Raw genomic sequence first — 16,906 nt, 5'->3', positions numbered from 1 at the left:
CGCGGCTTCGGAAGGGAAGCCGGGCAGCCCGAAGAGCCGCCCGGCGCTGACGCGCTGGAGCGGCGGAGTTTCTCGCGGGGAGAGACGGCCGCCGCTACGGGCGGCGCGGGCGCGTCATGGCGGCGCACGCGGCGCAGGCGCAAGCCGCGAAGGCGCAGGCACTCATGGCGCGCACTCTAGGCTGCGCGCTCGGCAGCGCCAACCGCATTACCCGGCCGGGGCCGGGCCGAGCGTCCTCACATGCCGAACAGGCGGCCCATGCTCTGGGGGCTCAGGAGGCTTCCGGTCCCGGTGCCGTCGGCGGGGCGCACGGTCTCGCGCATGTCCTGCGGCCGCCCCTGCCCCTCGCCGCCCACCCGGCCGGGCGGATGCGGACACGTGCGGGGCTGCCCGGGGTGCGGCGGAGCCATTCGGGATGTATGCGCACTTCACTCGCTATACCGGCCCAGAGGTGGGGCGTGCCGACGTCCCCGGGCCCGGGAGCCAGGGCGTGGGGAGTCCAGAGGAGGTGCGAGGCGTTGGCCTGGGCTGCACGCTGGGGGGTATGACTCCACCGATCGTCGTACACCCTCCGTCCACCACCGGGGCGCGGAAGGTGACCGCCCACGCGGAGAGCCTCGGGTTCGCGCACCGGCCCGAAGACGTGGTCGAGTTCCTGCGCCGCGCGGGGCTCGACCCCGCCGACATCCAGCTCGACGACCCGAACCTGATCGAGTGGCGCGGCGGCGGCCCCGACGTGTGGGAGTGAGCGGGGCGGCGGGCGACCGAAACCGAACCAAGAGGGCAGGTGTGCGGCTCATTCGGACGCGGGAGTACCGTCGGGTACGCCCCCGGGCCGCGAAGTGAGGAGCCGATCGCACATGCCGCCAACGCCCACTCCCCTGCCGATGCCGTCCCGCCTGCCCTCGGGCAGGCCACCGCAGCACGAGCAGGAGCCAGGCAACAGGACCGCCCTGATCGAGGACCTGATGCAGCGCTTCGAGCACATCCCGCGGGAGGCCGTGCTCAAGGAGGACCTGCTCCGCGGCGGGATGGCCTTCGACGACTCGGCGCTCAGCGACACCACCGACGAGGCCACCGGCGAGGTGAAGCCGAAGTCGTACTTCATCTTCTCCTTCGACCACCGCACCCTGCCCGAGCTGGGTGAGGCCGCGCTGCGCCGCCCGCCGGAGGAGGTCGTGCTGACGGGCGGTCCCTACGACCTGCGCCGCACCGTCGTCTCCGTACGGGTGAACCCGGACTCGCCGTACCGCGTGCAGGCGGGCGAGGACGGTGCTCTCGGGCTGTACCTGGACGGGAAGCGGATCGCGGACGTCGGGCTGCCGCCGATGCCGGACTACTACCGGCACGCGCTCGCGAACGGGAAGTCCGTGATGGAGGTCGCGCCGACCATCCAGTGGGGCTACCTGATCTACCTGACCGTCTTCCGGGTGTGCCAGTACTTCGGCGCCAAGGAGGAGTGCCAGTACTGCGACATCAACCACAACTGGCGGCAGCACAAGGCGGCCGGGCGCCCCTACACGGGCGTCAAGCCGGTAGAGGAGGTACTGGAGGCGCTCCAGATCATCTCCGACCACGACTCCCTCGGCGCGTCGCGGGCCTACACGCTCACCGGCGGCTCGATCACCTCCAAGGTGCAGGGCATGGACGAGGCCGACTTCTACGGCCGGTACGCCAAGGCCATCGAGGAGCGCTTCCCGGGACGCTGGACGGGCAAGGTGGTGGCCCAGGCGCTGCCCAAGGAGGACGTGCAGCGCTTCCACGACTACGGCATCAGCATCTACCACCCCAACTTCGAGGTGTGGGACAAGCGGCTGTTCGAGCTGTACTGCCCCGGCAAGGAGCGCTACGTCGGCCGCGAGGAGTGGCACCGCCGCATCCTCGACTCCGCGGACGTCTTCGGCCCGCGCAACGTGATCCCGAACTTCGTCGCGGGGGTCGAGATGGCGGCTCCGTACGGCTTCGGCTCGGTGGACGAGGCGATCGCCTCCACGACCGAGGGCCTGGACTTCTTCATGTCCAACGGGATCACCCCGCGCTTCACGACCTGGTGCCCGGAGCCGACCACGCCGCTGGGCAAGACGAACCCGATGGGTGCGCCGCTGGAGTACCACATCAGGCTGCTGGACGCCTACCGCAGCGCGATGCAGCGGCACGGGCTGTCCTCGCCGCCCGGATACGGTCCCGCGGGCGCGGGCCGTGCGGTCTTCTCCGTCAGCTCGTTCATGGACACGCTCCCGTCGGAGGAGGGCGCGCCCGTAGCGTAAGGCGGGCCCCGCGCCCCGAAGGGGGCGCGGGGAGCGGCGCGATTGGCCACGCCCCACCCGCGGCCCGCACGCTGCGAACAGTGGCGCCCCCGCCGGAGCGAGCCCGCACAGCGCCTAGGTCGTGTCTTCAAAGTCCCGCCTGCCTGGCGGTGTCTGGCACGCACGCTCGCGGCGTTGTCGTCGGTCGCCGCTTCCCCCAGGGCTCGGCTTCGCTCGCCCCGGGAGGTGCCCCCACGCAGGGACTCCCTCCTCCGCCTTGCGAGCGCACGCACCAGACACCGCCAGGCCCGCCCTCCGGGCGGACGCCGCTACTGGGAAGACACTCCCTAGCGCCCCGTCGCCCCGTCGGTCTGCTCGCGGAGGATGTCGGCGTGGCCCGCGTGGCGGCCGGTCTCCTCGATCATGTGGATGAGGAGCCAGCGCATCGTCGGGCCTGCCACCCCCGGGCGCAGCGAGCGCGCGCCGCGGCGGCCGAGGTCGTCGCAGGAGGCGATGATCTCGTCCGAGGCGCGGATCGCGTCCTGGTAGGCGGCGATCAGCGCCTCGCCGGTCTCCCCGGCCTCCGGCGGCGCGTCGTCGTCCAGCGGCTGCTCACCGCCGTCGCCCGCGTAGCCCCACACGAACCAGTTGTACTCGACCCGGGTCAGGTGCTTGACGAGGCCGAGCAGGCTGGTGCCGGACGGCACGCCCGGCGCGAGGCCGACCTCGTCGGTGAGCCCGGCGGCCTTCGCGATCACCGCCTCCCGCATATATCCGAGGAACGCCGTCAGCGTCTCCCTCTCGCCGCCCTCCACCTGGGGCGGCCCTACATCTCCACGCGCGGAAAACCCGGTCACATCAGTCATGCGCCCGACTGTAACCACAATTGGCTGGCGGGCGCCCCCGCCTGCTGGTTGGCTACGGTGATGACTCCCCCGCACCCGCCCGTTCCCGTGGCCGGCACGAGTGGTGAGGCGGGGCGGCCACCGGGGGGCACCGGGGATGCGGGTGTGGCACGTGGGCACCGGGCGCGCGGGCGCGGCGCGCGCGAGGCCGGCGGCCGGGAGTGGCTCGGCGGGGCGAGCTGGGCGGCGCTCGGCGCGGGAATGGACGGAACGCTGCTGCGGCCCGGGGACCGGGACTTCACCGCCGCACGCAAGCTGGTCAACCCGCGCTTCGACGCGGTCCGTCCGGCCGCCGTCGCCTACTGCGCGGGCCCCGGCGACGTCGCCGAGTGCCTGGCGTTCGCCCGCCGGTTCGGGATACCGGTGGCCGTCCGCAGCGGTGGGCACTCGTCCGCGGGCTGGTCCTCGGGCTCGGGCAGGCTCGTCGTCGACGTGCAGAAGATGGCGGCGGTCAGCGCGTCGGGGCGCAGCGCCACGGTCGGGGCCGGGGCGAAACTCCTGGACGTGCACGCCGAGTTGGCCTCGCACAAGCGGACCATACCGGCCGCCGCGGCGCCGACGGTGGGGATCTCGGGGCTGGCGCTGGGCGGCGGGATCGGGGTCGTGGCCCGCGCCTACGGGCTGACGTGCGACAGCCTCACCGGGGCGACGCTCGTCACGGCCGACGGGCGGGAGCGCCGGGTGGCCGAGGACGGCGACGCCGACCTGTTCTGGGCGCTGCGCGGCGCGGGGAACGGCAACTTCGGCGTCGTCACCTCCCTGGACTTCCGCACCCATGTGGCGCCCGCCTGCCTCACGTTCTTCCTGACGTGGCCGTGGGAGCACGCGGCCGACGTGGTGCGTGAGTGGCAGCGGTGGGCGCCCGTGGCACCGGAGGAGATCTGGGCGAACCTGCAACTGTCGGCTCCGGCCGGCGGCCGCCCCGGCAGCGTACGGGTCTCGGGCCTGTCGCTCGGGGCCCGCCGCGAGGTGGAGAACCACCTCGACCGGCTGGTGGGCCGCGCCCGGGGCCCGCGCCGGGGTCCGCGGGCGCAGGGGGTGCCGGCGGATCTCTCGCTGCGGCGGCACTCGTTCCTGGACGCCGTCAAGGTGCTGGGCGGTGTCTCGGGGTGGACCCTGGCCCAGGCCCACCAGCGCGGCACGCTGCCCGGCCGTACGAAGCGCGGCAGGGTGCCCCGCCAGTCGTACGCGGTGCGCTCGGACTTCTGCACCCGTCCCCTGCCGCCCGAGGGCATACGCGCGCTCGTCGAACGCGTCGAGCGGCTGGCCCGGCTGCGCGGCGACGGGGCGGGCAGCGTCACGCTGCACGCGCTGGGCGGCGCGGTGGAGCGGCCGCGCCCTGACGCCACCGCCTTCGTGCACCGCGACGCGCGGTTCCTGGCGCAGTACGCGGCCTGCTGGCAGGAGACCGCGGGAGCCGAGGCGGTGGCGGGCCTCCGCGGCTGGCTGGACGCCACGCACGCGGCGATGCGGCCGTGGGCCAGCGGCTTCGCCTACCAGAACGACCCGGACCCGGCGCTGCGCGACTGGCGGCACGCCTACTACGGCAGCAACGCCGAGCGGCTGACCAAGATCAAGGCGGTGCACGACCCCGACCGGCTCTTCTCCTTACCGCAGGCACTGTGAAGCGCCGCGTCTCCTGACCCGCAAGAGCCCGCGCCTCGCGCGTCTCCTGACCGCAGCCTGCGCCTCGGCGCGTCTCCCTGACCGCGGCAGCCTGTGCATCGACCTCTCCCTGACCGCAGGCGCCGTGAGCCTCGCGCGTCCGGCGGCGGACGGTTCCGTACGCTGGCGGTCACACCGCCACCCCGCTTCCGGCCCGTCGTCCGGGAGCGTCCCGGACAAGGAGAAGTGCCGTGCTCGTGCTGTTGCCGCCGTCAGAAGGGAAGGCCGAAGGCGGGCGGGAGGGCCCGCTGGAGTTGGCCTCGCTCTCCCTCCCCGAGCTGACGTCGGCCCGCGAGACGGTACTGGAGGAGCTGGTCGCGCTCTGCCGGGCGGACGAGGAGAAGGCCCGCGAGGTGCTCGGGCTCAGCGAGGGGCTGCGCGGCGAGGTCGCCAAGAACGTGGGGCTGCTCACGGCCCCTACCAGGCCGGCGGGCGAGCTGTACACCGGGGTGCTCTACGACGCGCTGGACCTGGGCGGGCTCAGCGCCGCGGCCGCGCGCCGCGCGGCGCGGTCGCTGCTGGTCTTCTCCGCGCTGTGGGGCGCCGTCGGCACCGGGGACCGCATCCCCTCCTACCGGCTCTCGGGCGGCGTGAAGCTGCCCGGCACGGGACCGCTGGGCCGCTACTGGCGTGGGCCGCTGGAGTCGGCGCTGCCGCAGGCCGCAGGCGAGGGCCTGGTGCTCGATCTGCGCTCCTCGGCGTACGCCGCGATGTGGAAGCCCAAGGGCCACACGGCGGGGCGGACGGCCACGGTGCGGGTGTTGCAGTCGAAGCGCGTGGACGGTGTGGAGAAGCGGTCGGTCGTCAGCCACTTCAACAAGGCGACGAAGGGCCGCCTGGTGCGGGCGCTGCTGGAGGAGGGCGCAGAGCCGGGGACCCCGCAGGAGCTGGCCGACGCGCTACGCGACCTCGGTTTTGTGGTGGAGGGCCCGCAGGGCGAGCCCAAGCCGGGGGCCACGAGCGCGCTCGATGTGGTGGTGACGGAGCTCTAGCGGACGGCCCGCGTTGCAGGGAGCGCAACGACTGTTGCGCGGCGTGCGCGAGGAGGGGCAGCATACGCGTATGAGCAGCCCCGCCGCGCCCTCCGTCCTCGATCTCGCCCCCGTCATCCCCGTCGTCGTGCTGGACGACGTCGAGGACGCCGTGCCCCTCGCCCGGGCGCTCGTGGCAGGCGGGCTGCCCGCGATCGAGGTGACGCTGCGTACCCCGGCGGCGCCCGAGGCGATCCGGGCGATCGCCGAGGCCGTTCCCGAAGCCGTCGTCGGCGCGGGGACCGTACTCGGCCCCGACCACGTGCGGGAGGCGGTGGAGGCGGGCGCCCGCTTCCTGGTCAGCCCCGGGTGGACGGACACGCTGCTGGAGGCCATGCGCGCCTCCCACGTGCCGTTCCTGCCGGGCGTCTCGACGACCTCCGAGGTCGTCGCCCTCCTGGAACGCGGCGTGCGGGAGATGAAGTTCTTCCCCGCCGAGGCGGCGGGCGGCACCGCCTACCTCAAGTCGCTGGCCTCGCCCCTCCCCCAGGCCCGCTTCTGCCCCACGGGTGGCGTCTCGGCCGCCAACGCCGGCTCGTACCTCGCCCTGCCCAACGTCGCCTGTGTGGGCGGCACCTGGATGCTCCCGGGGGACGCGCTCGCCGCCAAGGACTGGGACCGCGTCGAGGCCCTGGCGGCGCAGGCCGCGACGGCGGGCCGCTGACCCTCCGCCCTCCACCCGGCACTCCGGCGGGAGTTACCGCAGGTGGGCCGTGTCGTTGAGGAGGCGCAGCGAGGCGTTGCCGTCGGCGTAGTAGGCGACGGCCGTCAGGGAGGCGGCGGCGAGTTCCATGCGGAAGAGAGACTCGACGGGCGCGCCGAGCGCCAGCCTGACCAGGGTCTTGACCGGGGTGACGTGGCTGACGACGAGCACGGTGCGGCCCGCGTAGCGGGCCAGGAGCTGGTCGCGGGAGCGCGCCACCCGCCGGGCCACGGCGTCGAACGACTCGCCTCCTCCCGTGGGCGGCACGTGGGCCGAGCCCAGCCAGGCGTCCAGGTCCTCGGGGTGGCGTTCGCGGACCTGGGCGAAGGTCAGCCCCTCCCAGGCGCCGAAGTCCGTCTCGCGCAGCCCGTCCTCCGTGCGGACGCTCAGCCCGAGGCGCCCGGCGACCGCCGCGGCCGTCTCCTGGCAGCGGCGCAGGGGGGAGGCGACGACGGCCTCGATGGTGCCCCGCGCGGCCAGCGCTTCGGCGACGGCGGCGGCCTGCCGCCGTCCGACCGCGGAGAGTTCGGGATCGCTGCCGCCGCTGCCGGAGAACCGTTTCTCTGGGGTGAGCACCGTCTCGCCGTGGCGCAGCAGCACGAACGTGGTGGGCGTCCCCATGTCCGGGCCCCAGCCGACGCGGACGGCGGGCGCTGTGGGCCCCGGGTCGGCGGAGTCCGCGTGTGCGGAGTCCGCGTCGGCCGGCCCTGCGTCGGTGGAGCCCGTACCGGCGGCGACCGGTGTTGCGGTGGCCGCCGTGTCGAGTTCGGCGGTGGAGGCGCCGGGCTGCCAGCTGACGCCGCGCCTGCCCGCGTCCATCGCCTCGTTGGCGAGCCGGTCGGCGTGCTTGTTCTCCTCGCGGGGGATCCACTCGTAGGTCACGGCCTCCGGCGGGAAGACGGCGCCGGCCTCCAGCGCGAGCGGCCGCATGTCCGGGTGCTTGATCTTCCAGCGCCCCGACATCTGCTCGACGACGAGCTTGGAGTCCATCCGCACCAGGACGGCGGCGTGGGCGTCGAGCTCGTGGGCGGCACGCAGCCCGGCCAGCAGACCGCGGTACTCGGCGACGTTGTTGGTGGCACGGCCGAGGAACTCGGCGGTCTCGCGCAGGGTTTCTCCCGAGGCGGCGTCCCGTACGACGGCGCCGTAACCCGCCGGACCCGGGTTGCCCCGGGAGCCGCCGTCGGCCTCGACGACGAACGTCCGGCGGGCCGGGGCACCGCCGGTCTCCGGCCGGGGGTGCCCCGAGTTCACAGGCCGGACTCCGGCGTCCGCACGAGGATGCGGCGGCAGTTCTCGCAGCGGACCACGGTGTCGGCGGGCGCCTCGCGCACCTCGTTGAGCTCGGTGATGTTCAGCTCCAGGCGGCAGCCCTCGCAGCGGCGCTGGAAGAGCTTGGCGGCACCGACGCCGCCCTCGCGCTCGCGGATCTTGTCGTAGAGCTTGATGAGGTCGTCGGGGACGGCGGCGGCGATGGTCTCACGCTCCTTGCGCACGCTCTCCACCTCCGCGTCGATCTCGGCGAGCGCCGCGTCCCTGCGGGCGGTGGACTCCTGGACCCTGTCCCCGACGGACTCGACGCGCTCGCCGAGTTCGGCCGCGCGCCCGGCGGCCGACTCGCGGCGCTCCATCACCTCCAGCACGACGTCCTCCAGGTCGCTCTGGCGCTTGGCCAGCGAGGCGATCTCGCTTTGGAGGTTCTCCAGGTCCTTGGGGTTGGTGACGGCGCCGGAGTCGAGGCGCTGCTGGTCGCGGCCGGCGCGCTGGCGGACCTGGTCGACGTCCTGCTCGGCCTTGGTCTGCTCGCGCGCCGTGTCGCTCTCCTCGGTCTGCGCGGCCACGAGCAGGTCGCGCAGCTGGGCGTGGTCGGCCTCCAGCCGCTGGATCTCCTCGTGCTCGGGCAGGGTCTTGCGCTTGTGCGCGAGCTGCGACAGGCGGATGTCGAGTGCCTGGACGTCGAGCAGGCGGATCTGATCGGCGGGCGCGGCGTTCAGTTGGGGGCTCCCGGGGTGAGGTCGTGGGCGGTCGGTGCGGTCGGGCCGGGCGTGACCGGCGAAGTGAGCGGGGACGCCTGCGGCAGCGAGGGCGCGTGCGCGGTCCACGGGTCGGTCACGGTGCGGGAGACCCGGGTGCGCAGGTCCCAGCCCTCGCGTTCGGCGATGGCGTCGAGCTGCGCGGCGGCCTGCTCGCACCAGGGCCACTCGGTGGCGAAGTGCGCGGCGTCCAGCAGGGCGAGCGGCGAGTGCTCGCGCGCCTCGGAGGCGGGGTGGTGGCGCAGGTCGGCGGTGAGGTAGGCGTCGACCCCCGCGGCGCGCACGGCGTCGAAGAGGCTGTCGCCCGAGCCGCCGCAGACCGCGACGGTCCGCACGGTAGCGGTGGGGTCGCCCGCGACGCGGATGCCCTGCGCGGTGACCGGCAGTGCGGCGGCGGCCGCTTCGAGCAGGTCGCCGAGGGCGAGCGGACGGTCGAGCTCGCAGATCCTGCCCAGCCCGCGGCGCCCGGCGGGGTCCGCGGGGTCGGGCACGAGGGGCCGCAGCACGCGCAGTCCGAGTGCGGAGGCGAGCGCGTCGGAGACGCCCGGTTCCGCGGTGTCGGCGTTGGTGTGGGCGACGTGCAGGGCCACTCCGCCGCGGATCAGGGTGTGGACGACGCGGCCCTTGAACGTGTCGGCGGCGACGGTGGTCGTCCCGCGCAGATACAGGGGGTGGTGCGTGACCAGGAGCTGGGCTCCCGTGGCGACGGCCTCGTCGGCGATCTGCTGCACGGGGTCGACGGCGAACAGGACGCGGCTGACGCGGGCCTCGGGATCGGTGACGTCGCCGCACACGGTGCCGACGGCGTCCCACTGCTCGGCGCGCTCGCGCGGCCACAGGGCGTCGAGCGCTGCGATGACTTCGAAGAGGGCGGGCTGTGCTGGCACGGGGGCAAGGCTACCTGTCCCGCCCGGGGTCTCCCCCAGCCCCCGCGGCCCCTTCTTTCCGGGCGCCGGGACCGGGACTCGTCCGCACGCCCCGGGGCCGGCGGCCGCGCTCGCGTGGGGCCCGCGGCGCGTGCGGACGCGGCCCGATCCCGGCACGGCGCGCGCCGCCGCCGCGGGCGAGGACCGCTGGTCCCAGCACACCGCGGGGCGGCGTCGCAGGCGAACACCGCCTTCGGTCACCCTTACGCGTGAAGCGTCCCGGTCCCCGTCGTGCGCCCGCGACGGCGACCCCTAGTTTCGGTCACCGGAGGTGATCGAGGCATGACGGCGAGTGTCGCGAAGGTCATGAACGAGAGCTTCACGGTCGCGGTGGACGGCTCCTATGCCGCCCGTCTCACCACGCGCGCCGGCACGGAGCTGTGGTACCCCGAGCGCTGGACGCTCGGCGGTCCCGAACCGTACGCGGTGCCGCTGCCCGTGAAGCAGCCCGAAGACCCCGGCAGCGGCGTACTGCCGCTCGCGGACGGGCGGGTGCTCATCGCCCGCCCTGCACCGGGGCACCACTCCCTGGCCCTGCTCTACCCTTCCGGGCCCGACACCGGCGAACTGCGCCTGGGCACCGTGGAGACGGACGAGCTGCGGCTGCTGCCCCCCGCCCCCTGCGGCACCCGCGCCTACGCGCTCGCCGCGGCACCGGGCGGCCGCGCCACCGACGTGTGGCAGGTGACGCCCGGCGCCCCGCGCGCGCTCGAGCGCGTCGCCCGCATCGGGGCCCGCTGCTTCGGGGGCGCCTGGCTGGACCCGGAGGGGCGGCTGCTCGCGGTCGAGGCCCAGGGGCCCGGAGGTGAGGGGCCGACCAAGACGGTCGCCGTCGATCTCGCCGCGGGCGGCGCGGTCTCCCCGCTCCTCCAGATCACCGAGCAGAGCAACGACCGCCTGCTGCTGGCCGACCCGGACAGCGGACTGCTGCTGGTGAGCTCCGACGCGCCCGGTGAGGAACGGCTCGGCTGGGGCGTGCTGGGCAGCCACCGTCCGGTCCGCTTCCCCGAGGTGCTGCACCCGTCCGGGACCCGGCTCACCCCGATCGCCGTTCAGCCGGGGCAGACGCTGCTGCCCGAACGGTGCGGGGTGGCGTTCCGCGTCGACGCCGCCCAGGGCACCTGGCCGGCCGTGTGGCGCCCCGGGCTCAGGGAGTTGCGGCACGTGGCGAGCCCGCCGGGATGGCTGACGGGCAAGGGCCTGTGGACGGCCGACGGTGAACTGCGGGTTCCCTACTCCACGGCACACAACCCGTGCGGGCTGGCCCGCATGCGCGCCCCGCTCCCGGACGGTGAGGAGCCGGCGGCCGGGACACAGCGGCGGCCCGAGGACCCCACGACGGGGACCGGCACACCCGCGCCGGGTGCGGACACACCGCCGCTTCCGGCCCCGCCCGCACCCCGGACGCCCCCGCGGGCGGCGGCCCCCGCTCCCGCCCCGGCGTCCGCTCCGCCGTCCTCCCTGCCGCCGTCCCCGCCCTCGTCCGCGGCTGGGCCGAAGTCGCCGCCCCCGTCGCCGGATCCGGTACCTCCGGCTCCTCCGGCGCCCTCCCCGGGGGCCGGCGAGCCACCGCGACAGGCCGAGCCGCAGCAGCAGGCCGGACCGCCGGCCTCAGGGCCGGGCGGTGACGTCACGGCTCTACAACATCGAGGTCACGGAGGGCCGCCCTCCGGGCTGCTGGGCTCCCTGGTCCGCCGGGCCGTTTCCGCAGGCGGCACGGGGTCGTTCGGGGCCCTGGGCGAGGCGGCGCGGAAGCCGGTGCCGCTCCAGCAGGCCCCGCTGCCCACCGGCACGGCGTGACCAGCGGCTGAAACGGCCTGAGATCGTCTGCTCCCGGTCGTTAAACTCCGCCGGGTACGACGGCAGCAAGCGATTGACGGAGTGACATCACGATGTCCGACACCCAGACCGAGACGCCGGGCGACACGCAGACGGCCGGCGAGGGGACTCACCGGGGGAAGCACAGGGGGGAAGCCGCCGCACGAGAGGAACAGACCGTACCCGCGCGGGGACGCCACCGCCGTCCCGAACCCGCGTAAGTGCCCCGCCGCGCGGCGATGTCCGCCGCGCGGCACGGCGAAGCCCCGGCCGCCCGCCCGACCCACGGCGGCCGGGGCTTCGCGCCGTATCCCCCGGCGCGCTCAGCCCTTCGTCAGGCCCAGCACCTCGCTCGCCGCGAAGGTCTCTTGCGGGGAGCGCGCGCCGAAGAAGGGGGTCAGCTTCCGGTCCAGTTCCTCCACGGTGAAGACCTCCTCGTCCGTGTCGAACTTCGCGGCCACCTTCGGCCTCTCCAGCAGCGCCACCATGCCGCCGTGCACCACCAGGAGCTGCCCGTTGACGTGGGAGGCCGCGGGCGAGGCCAGATAGCCCACCAGCGGGGAGACGTGTTGGGGGGCCAGCGGGTCGAGCCCCTGGTCGGGCACCTCGAAGCCGGCGAAGACGTCCTCGGTCATCCGGGTGCGCGCCCGGGGGCAGATGGCGTTCGCCGTCACCCCGTACTTGGCCAGCGCGCCCGCCGTCGAGGTGGTGAGGCCGACGATGCCGCCCTTGGCCGCCGCGTAGTTGGGCTGGCCCGCCGAGCCCGCGACGAACGCCTCCGAGGAGGTGTTGACGATCCGCCCGTAGACCGGGCCGCCGGCGGCCTTGGACCTCTCACGCCAGTGCGCGGCGGCGAAGCGCGTGGTGTTGAAGTGGCCCTTGAGGTGGACGCGGACGACCGAGTCCCACTCGTCCTCGCTCATCGAGAAGACCATCCGGTCCCGCAGGATGCCCGCGTTGTTGACCAGGATCTCCAGCGAACCGTAGGTGTCGACGGCCCGTCGCACCAGCTCCTCGGCCTGCGCGAAGTCGGCCACGTCGCCGTGGTGGGCGACGGCCTCGCCGCCCGCCGCGCGGATCTGCGCGGCGACCTGCTCCGCGGGACCGGCCGACGCCTCGCCGCTCCCGTCCCTGCCGGGCCGCCCGAAGTCGTTGACGACGACGCGGGCCCCGAGGCGGGCCAGCTCCAGCGCCTCGGCGCGGCCCAGGCCGCGCCCCGCACCGGTGACGATCGCGGTCCTGCCCTGCAACCAACCCGCCACTGACATCTCCGTCCTCTCGAAGTCGCTCGCGGTGGCCGTCAGAGGGAAATGCTGGTGCGCAGCGCCTCACCGGTGCGCATCTGGTCGATGGCGTCGTTGATCTCGCCGAGGCCCACCCGGTGGGTGATCAGCGGCTCTAGATCGATGCGGCCGGCTCGCCACAGCGCCACCGCACGGTCGTAGGAGCGCAGCACGTCGCCGCCGCCGTAGAGGGAGGGCAGGATGCGCTTCTCGTCGAAGAACAGCTCGAACATGTTGAACTGGAGCTGGTCGTCCATGGCGCCCGCGCCCACCACGCACAGGGTCCCGCCGCGCCGGGTGGTCTCGTAGGCGGTACGGGCCGTCGCCGACCTGCCGACCACCTCGAAGACGTAGTCGAAGCCCTCGTCGCCCGTCAGCCGCCGCTTCGCCTCGGCCAGTCCGTCGGGGGCGACGGCCTCGCTCGCGCCGAACCGCAGCGCCGCCGCGCGGCGGGAGGCGACGGGGTCGACGGCGACGATCCGCGCGGCCCCGCACGCCCTGGCCCCCTGGATGGCGCTGATGCCGACACCGCCGCAGCCGAGGACGGCCACCGACGAACCCGCCTCGACTCGCGCGGTGTTGAACGCCGCACCCAGACCCGTGGTGACACCGCAGCCGATCAGGGCGGCGATCTCGAAGGGCACGTCGTCGGGGATCGGCACCGCGCACGGCGCGTCGAAGACGGCCTCCTCGGCGAAGGTACCGGTGCCGGCGAAGCCGAAGACGTCGGTGCCGCCGGTGGTGCGGCGGAAGTTGGCGGTGCCCGCGTTCATGAAGCCGGTCAGGCACAGGTGCCGCTGACCGCGCCGGCACGAGGGACAGGTGTTGCAGGCGGGCAGCCAGCAGACCAGGACCCGGTCGCCGGCCCGTACGTGGGTGACGCCGTCCCCCACCTCCAGCACCTCGCCCGCGCCCTCGTGGCCCGGCACGAAAGGGGCGGGCTGCGGGAGGGTCCCGTTCATCGCGGACAGGTCGGAGTGGCACAGTCCGGTGGCCCGGATGCGGACGCGTACCTTGCCGGGGCCGAATCCGGCAGGCTCGACGTCGTCGACGACCTCCAGCTCGCCTTGACCGGTCTCGTGCAGTACCGCTGCGCGCATCTCGGATCCCTTCGCGTCGAGAGGTGGTCGAGGGGGGCGTACCGGCTCAGGTGTGCGTGACCACGGCGTCCCCCAGCACGGCGGCGTCGTCCCGCTCGAGGGCCGTGGCCGTCAGCTGGAGGCGTGCCTCGTCCAGGCGCCAGACGCGCACCCGCAGGGTCTCGCCCGGATGGACGACGCCGGCGAACCTGACGGCGTAGGAGGAGACGCGGGTGACGTCTCCGCCGAGCACCTGGTCGACCACGGCCTTCAACGCCATCCCGTACGAGCACAGTCCGTGCAGGATGGGCCGCTCGAACCCGGCGAGCCGGGCGAAGTCGGGGTCGGCGTGCAGCGGGTTCCAGTCCCCGGAAAGGCGGTAGAGCAGCGCCTGCTCCTCGCGGATGGGGCGGTCGGCGACGTGGTCGGGGTCCCGCTCGGGGAGCTCCATGCGGGCCGAGGGGCCGCGTTTGCCGCCGAAGCCGCCCTCGCCGCGGACGAAGAGCTGGGCCTGGCTGGTCCACAGCGGTCCCTCCTCGTCGGTGACGTCGGTGCGCAGGACGAGCACGGCGGCCTTGCCCTTGTCATAGAGGTCGGCGACCCGCGAGGTGGAGGTGGCGCGCCCGCCCACGGGGATCGGCCGGTGGGTGACGACGGACTGGGTGCCGTGCAGCACGGCCGCCAGGTCGACCTCGATACCGGGCGCGGACAGGCCGCCGACGACACCCATGCCGGCGCCCGCGACGGTGGCGAACGAGGGCAGGACGTGCAGCTTGCTCTCCAGCGTGTAGCGCAGCTCGGCCGGGTCCGTGGCGGGCACGCCGGCGCCGAGGCCGAGGTGGTAGAGCTGGACGTCCTTGTGGTTCCAGGAGATCTCGGTGCTGCGGGGTCCGGCCGCGAGGGCCTTCGCTGCGTCGATGGGCATGGGGTGGCGGGCTCCTTGCGTCCTTCGGGGTGCTCGGCGAGGTCCTGGCCCGGCCGTCCGCACCGCCGGCCGGGCCAGGACCGCTTCGGGCCGGGCCGGAATGAGAACACGTTCTAACCGATCCGGGGGCTACCTGTATAACGCAGCGTCCCGCACATGGGAAGACCTGATGCCTCATCAGGTGAGGTGGGCGCCGGGCCCGGCCGTGACATTCGTCCTGGTCGGCCGCCCACATCCGGATCTGCACCGCTGACCGCCAGGCGCCGTACCGTCGTCGCCATGACGACAGTCGCAGGCACACCGACAGCGCGGCCCGGGGCGCCGGCCGATCCCGCGCCCGAGCGGCACCGGGAGCGGGCAGCGCAGGGCAAGGGACCTGGCAAGTACACCTTCCTGCCCTGGCTCCTCATGGGACTGGGCGCCTTCTCCCACGTCGTCCAGGGAAAGGCCGGCAACCCCTGGATCGGCGGAGCCGCGCTGCTCGCCTTCAACACCCTCTACATCTACGTCGTCTTCACCGCCTTCGACCCCCGCCACCGCGACCGGCGCACCCCGCTGTACGGGCTCGCGGGACTGACCGCGGTCACCTTCGCGGTGGCCGTCGGCTACGGCGGGGCGTGGACGATGTTCTTCCCGCTGCTCTCGCTCGCCTCCGGCGCCGTACGGCAGCTGCGCGGCAGACCCCTGGGCGTGTGGCTGATCGCGCTGAGCGGCACCGCCGGATGCGTCACCGGCTGGGACCACGGCCACGGCGACATCACCAGCGCCGTGGGCATCGGCTACGGCACGTTCGTCTCCGGCATGGTGACCGCCGCGGTGCTGGGGCTCTTCGATACCGTGCGGGAGCTGGAGGACACCCGGCAGGAGCTGGCGCGGACCGCCGTGGAGCGCGAGCGGCTGCGCTTCTCCCGCGACCTGCACGACCTGCTCGGCCACACCCTCTCGGTGATCGTCGTCAAGGCGGAGGCCGTCCGCCGGCTGAGCGCCCGCGACCTGGACGCCGCGCTCGCCCAGGCCAGGGACATCGAGACCGTCGGCAGGCAGGCGCTCACCGAGATCCGCGAGGCGGTCAGCGGCTACCGCGAGGGCAGCCTGGCCACCGAGCTGGAGCGGGCCCGCTCCGTGCTGGAGGCGGCCGCCATCACCCCCGAGGTGCGCTGGTGGGGCCCGCCCCTGCCGCCGCAGACCGAGGCGCTGCTGGGCTGGGTGGTCCGTGAGTGCGTCACCAACACGGTGCGGCACAGCCGAGCCGACCGCTGCGAGATCGAGGTGCGGACGACAACAGACCTGGTGCGGGTGACGGTCACCGACGACGGACGCGGCCCCGCACAGGACGGATGCGTGCCCGGCACAGGGTGCGAACCCGGCAGCGAGGGGTGCGAACCCGGCAGCGGGGGACGCGGGACAGGCGCACCGGCCGCTCGCGTACGCTCCGGTGGCGGCCAGCGGGCCGCCACCGGCCCGCAGGCCACCGCGGCCGGTCAGCCGGCAGGTACCGGACTGAAGGGGCTGGCCGAGCGGCTGGCGGCGGCGGGCGGCACCCTCGACGGCGGTGCCGACGGGCGGCGCGGCTTCCGGGTGGTGGCCGAACTGCCCGTGGACGTCGAGACGGCCGAGGGCGCGGCCGAAGAGAGGACGGGCCGGTGACCAGGGTCCTGCTGGCGGAGGACCAGGGCATGATGCGCGGCGCGCTCGCCCTGCTGCTCGACCTGGAGGAGGACATGGAGGTCGTCGCCCAGGTCGCCTCCGGTGACGAGATCGTCCCCACCGCACTGGAGGCGGGGCCCGACGTCGCGCTGCTCGACATCGAGCTGCCGGGACGCAGCGGTCTCGACGCGGCCGCCGAGCTCCACGAGAGGCTGCCCTCCTGCACCGTGCTCATCCTCACCACGTTCGGCCGGCCCGGCTATCTGCGCCGCGCCATGGAGGCGGGCGCGGGCGGCTTCCTCGTCAAGGACGGCCCCGTCGAGGAGCTGGCCGGGGCGATCCGCAGAGCGCTGGCCGGCGAGCGCGTGATCGACCCGGCGCTGGCGGCCGCCGCGCTCAGCGCCGGGCCCAACCCGCTGACCCGGCGCGAGTGCGAGGTGCTGTCCGCCGCGGCCGACGGGTCGACCGTCGCCGACATCGCCGCGCGGCTCCACCTGTCGGGGGCGACGGTGCGCAACTACCTGTCCGCCGCCATCGGCAAGACCTCCACCCGCAACCGCGTGGAGGCCGTCCGCGCGGCCCGCCGGAACGGCTGGCTGTGACGGCGGCCGGCCGCCGGGGCGGGGAGGCGAGTTCCCTCGTCTC

The 16,906-nt window shown here is 74.5% G+C and carries 16 protein-coding genes; 8 read left to right on the top strand and 8 right to left on the bottom strand.

All coding sequences use genetic code 11. From position 1 onward, the window contains the following. Positions 1-236 precede the first annotated feature (236 nt). Complete coding sequence (locus tag DQ392_RS34605) at positions 237-410, bottom strand: hypothetical protein (RefSeq protein ID WP_181856601.1); 174 nt, start codon at positions 408-410, stop codon at positions 237-239. A gap of 134 nt (positions 411-544) precedes the next feature. On the opposite strand from DQ392_RS34605, the gene DQ392_RS27715 reads away from it, so the two are divergent. Both DQ392_RS27715 and DQ392_RS27710 read left to right on the top strand, forming a co-directional pair. Further along, positions 545-748, top strand: coding sequence for a hypothetical protein (locus tag DQ392_RS27715; protein ID WP_114018433.1), 204 nt, complete (start codon positions 545-547; stop codon positions 746-748). A gap of 139 nt (positions 749-887) precedes the next feature. Beyond that, on the top strand, positions 888-2,267 hold the full coding sequence (locus DQ392_RS27710) for a radical SAM protein (protein ID WP_114018666.1): 1,380 nt from the start codon (positions 888-890) through the stop codon (positions 2,265-2,267). A 326-nt stretch (positions 2,268-2,593) separates the two neighbouring features. Here DQ392_RS27710 and DQ392_RS27705 read toward each other — a convergent pair whose 3' ends face one another. Beyond that, positions 2,594-3,112, bottom strand: coding sequence for a DinB family protein (locus DQ392_RS27705; protein WP_114018432.1), 519 nt, complete (start codon positions 3,110-3,112; stop codon positions 2,594-2,596). Between the two features lie 144 nt (positions 3,113-3,256). On the opposite strand from DQ392_RS27705, the gene DQ392_RS27700 reads away from it, so the two are divergent. The 3 genes from DQ392_RS27700 to DQ392_RS27690 all read left to right on the top strand — a co-directional run bounded on the left by DQ392_RS27700 (position 3,257) and on the right by DQ392_RS27690 (position 6,511). Next, positions 3,257-4,777, top strand: coding sequence for an FAD-binding oxidoreductase (locus tag DQ392_RS27700; protein WP_245982037.1), 1,521 nt, complete (start codon positions 3,257-3,259; stop codon positions 4,775-4,777). A 230-nt stretch (positions 4,778-5,007) separates the two neighbouring features. Next, positions 5,008-5,808 carry a peroxide stress protein YaaA gene (yaaA, locus tag DQ392_RS27695; protein WP_114018431.1) on the top strand — a complete coding sequence of 267 codons (801 nt, stop codon included), beginning with the start codon at positions 5,008-5,010 and terminating at the stop codon, positions 5,806-5,808. A 70-nt stretch (positions 5,809-5,878) separates the two neighbouring features. Further along, complete coding sequence (locus tag DQ392_RS27690; RefSeq protein WP_114018430.1) at positions 5,879-6,511, top strand: bifunctional 4-hydroxy-2-oxoglutarate aldolase/2-dehydro-3-deoxy-phosphogluconate aldolase; 633 nt, start codon at positions 5,879-5,881, stop codon at positions 6,509-6,511. Between the two features lie 33 nt (positions 6,512-6,544). Here DQ392_RS27690 and DQ392_RS27685 read toward each other — a convergent pair whose 3' ends face one another. The 3 genes from DQ392_RS27685 to DQ392_RS27675 are packed head-to-tail and all read right to left on the bottom strand — an operon-like array spanning position 6,545 to position 9,470. After that, the gene (locus DQ392_RS27685) at positions 6,545-7,804 is read right to left on the bottom strand and encodes a bifunctional RNase H/acid phosphatase (RefSeq protein WP_114018429.1); all 1,260 of its coding nucleotides are present in this window, start codon (positions 7,802-7,804) and stop codon (positions 6,545-6,547) included. After that, positions 7,801-8,544, bottom strand: a complete 744-nt coding sequence (locus DQ392_RS27680) for a zinc ribbon domain-containing protein (RefSeq protein WP_181856623.1) — start codon at positions 8,542-8,544, stop codon at positions 7,801-7,803. The genes DQ392_RS27685 and DQ392_RS27680 overlap by 4 nt, the downstream gene beginning before the upstream one ends. Continuing rightward, positions 8,541-9,470 carry a Nif3-like dinuclear metal center hexameric protein gene (locus DQ392_RS27675; protein ID WP_114018427.1) on the bottom strand — a complete coding sequence of 310 codons (930 nt, stop codon included), beginning with the start codon at positions 9,468-9,470 and terminating at the stop codon, positions 8,541-8,543. The genes DQ392_RS27680 and DQ392_RS27675 overlap by 4 nt, the downstream gene beginning before the upstream one ends. A 321-nt stretch (positions 9,471-9,791) precedes the next feature. Between DQ392_RS27675 and DQ392_RS27670 the strand changes: the two genes are divergently transcribed. Next, a complete protein-coding gene (locus tag DQ392_RS27670) occupies positions 9,792-11,309 on the top strand; it encodes a hypothetical protein (protein WP_181856600.1) in 1,518 nt (505 codons plus the stop codon). A gap of 341 nt (positions 11,310-11,650) precedes the next feature. On the opposite strand, the gene DQ392_RS27665 is transcribed toward DQ392_RS27670, so the two are convergent. Genes DQ392_RS27665 through DQ392_RS27655 form a run of 3 tightly spaced genes read right to left on the bottom strand, consistent with a single transcriptional unit; the run spans position 11,651 to position 14,614 of the window. Then, the gene (locus DQ392_RS27665) at positions 11,651-12,595 is read right to left on the bottom strand and encodes a 3-oxoacyl-ACP reductase (protein WP_181856599.1); all 945 of its coding nucleotides are present in this window, start codon (positions 12,593-12,595) and stop codon (positions 11,651-11,653) included. Between the two features lie 32 nt (positions 12,596-12,627). Further along, a complete protein-coding gene (locus tag DQ392_RS27660; protein WP_114018425.1) occupies positions 12,628-13,710 on the bottom strand; it encodes a Zn-dependent alcohol dehydrogenase in 1,083 nt (360 codons plus the stop codon). Positions 13,711-13,756: 46 nt separating this feature from the next. After that, positions 13,757-14,614: a MaoC/PaaZ C-terminal domain-containing protein gene (locus DQ392_RS27655; protein ID WP_114018424.1), complete on the bottom strand. Its 858-nt coding sequence runs from the start codon at positions 14,612-14,614 to the stop codon at positions 13,757-13,759. Positions 14,615-14,893: 279 nt separating this feature from the next. Here DQ392_RS27655 and DQ392_RS27650 point away from each other — a divergent pair, with 279 nt between their 5' ends. After that, positions 14,894-16,261, top strand: a complete 1,368-nt coding sequence (locus DQ392_RS27650; protein WP_114018423.1) for a sensor histidine kinase — start codon at positions 14,894-14,896, stop codon at positions 16,259-16,261. After that, the gene (locus tag DQ392_RS27645) at positions 16,258-16,863 is read left to right on the top strand and encodes a response regulator transcription factor (RefSeq protein WP_114018422.1); all 606 of its coding nucleotides are present in this window, start codon (positions 16,258-16,260) and stop codon (positions 16,861-16,863) included. Before DQ392_RS27650 ends, DQ392_RS27645 begins: the two co-directional genes overlap by 4 nt. Positions 16,864-16,906 lie beyond the last annotated feature (43 nt).

The organism is Streptomyces reniochalinae, from assembly GCF_003323735.1.
Classification (GTDB): domain Bacteria; phylum Actinomycetota; class Actinomycetes; order Streptomycetales; family Streptomycetaceae; genus Streptomyces; species Streptomyces reniochalinae.
The sequence above is the reverse complement of the archived record's forward strand: the minus strand, read 5'-3'. Positions and strand labels throughout refer to the sequence as shown.

Excerpts from the sequence above, each read along its gene's own strand:
- DQ392_RS27705 (WP_114018432.1), bottom strand. The coding sequence starts at position 3,112 with ATGACTGATGTGACCGGGTTTTCCGCGCGTGGAGATGTAGGGCCGCCC.
- DQ392_RS27710 (WP_114018666.1), top strand. The coding sequence starts at position 888 with ATGCCGTCCCGCCTGCCCTCGGGCAGGCCACCGCAGCACGAGCAGGAG.
- DQ392_RS27670 (WP_181856600.1), top strand. The coding sequence starts at position 9,792 with ATGACGGCGAGTGTCGCGAAGGTCATGAACGAGAGCTTCACGGTCGCG.
- DQ392_RS27690 (WP_114018430.1), top strand. The coding sequence starts at position 5,879 with ATGAGCAGCCCCGCCGCGCCCTCCGTCCTCGATCTCGCCCCCGTCATC.
- DQ392_RS27715 (WP_114018433.1), top strand. The coding sequence starts at position 545 with ATGACTCCACCGATCGTCGTACACCCTCCGTCCACCACCGGGGCGCGG.
- DQ392_RS27665 (WP_181856599.1), bottom strand. The coding sequence starts at position 12,595 with ATGTCAGTGGCGGGTTGGTTGCAGGGCAGGACCGCGATCGTCACCGGT.
- DQ392_RS27660 (WP_114018425.1), bottom strand. The coding sequence starts at position 13,710 with ATGCGCGCAGCGGTACTGCACGAGACCGGTCAAGGCGAGCTGGAGGTC.
- DQ392_RS27650 (WP_114018423.1), top strand. The coding sequence starts at position 14,894 with ATGACGACAGTCGCAGGCACACCGACAGCGCGGCCCGGGGCGCCGGCC.
- DQ392_RS34605 (WP_181856601.1), bottom strand. The coding sequence starts at position 410 with ATGGCTCCGCCGCACCCCGGGCAGCCCCGCACGTGTCCGCATCCGCCC.
- DQ392_RS27655 (WP_114018424.1), bottom strand. The coding sequence starts at position 14,614 with ATGCCCATCGACGCAGCGAAGGCCCTCGCGGCCGGACCCCGCAGCACC.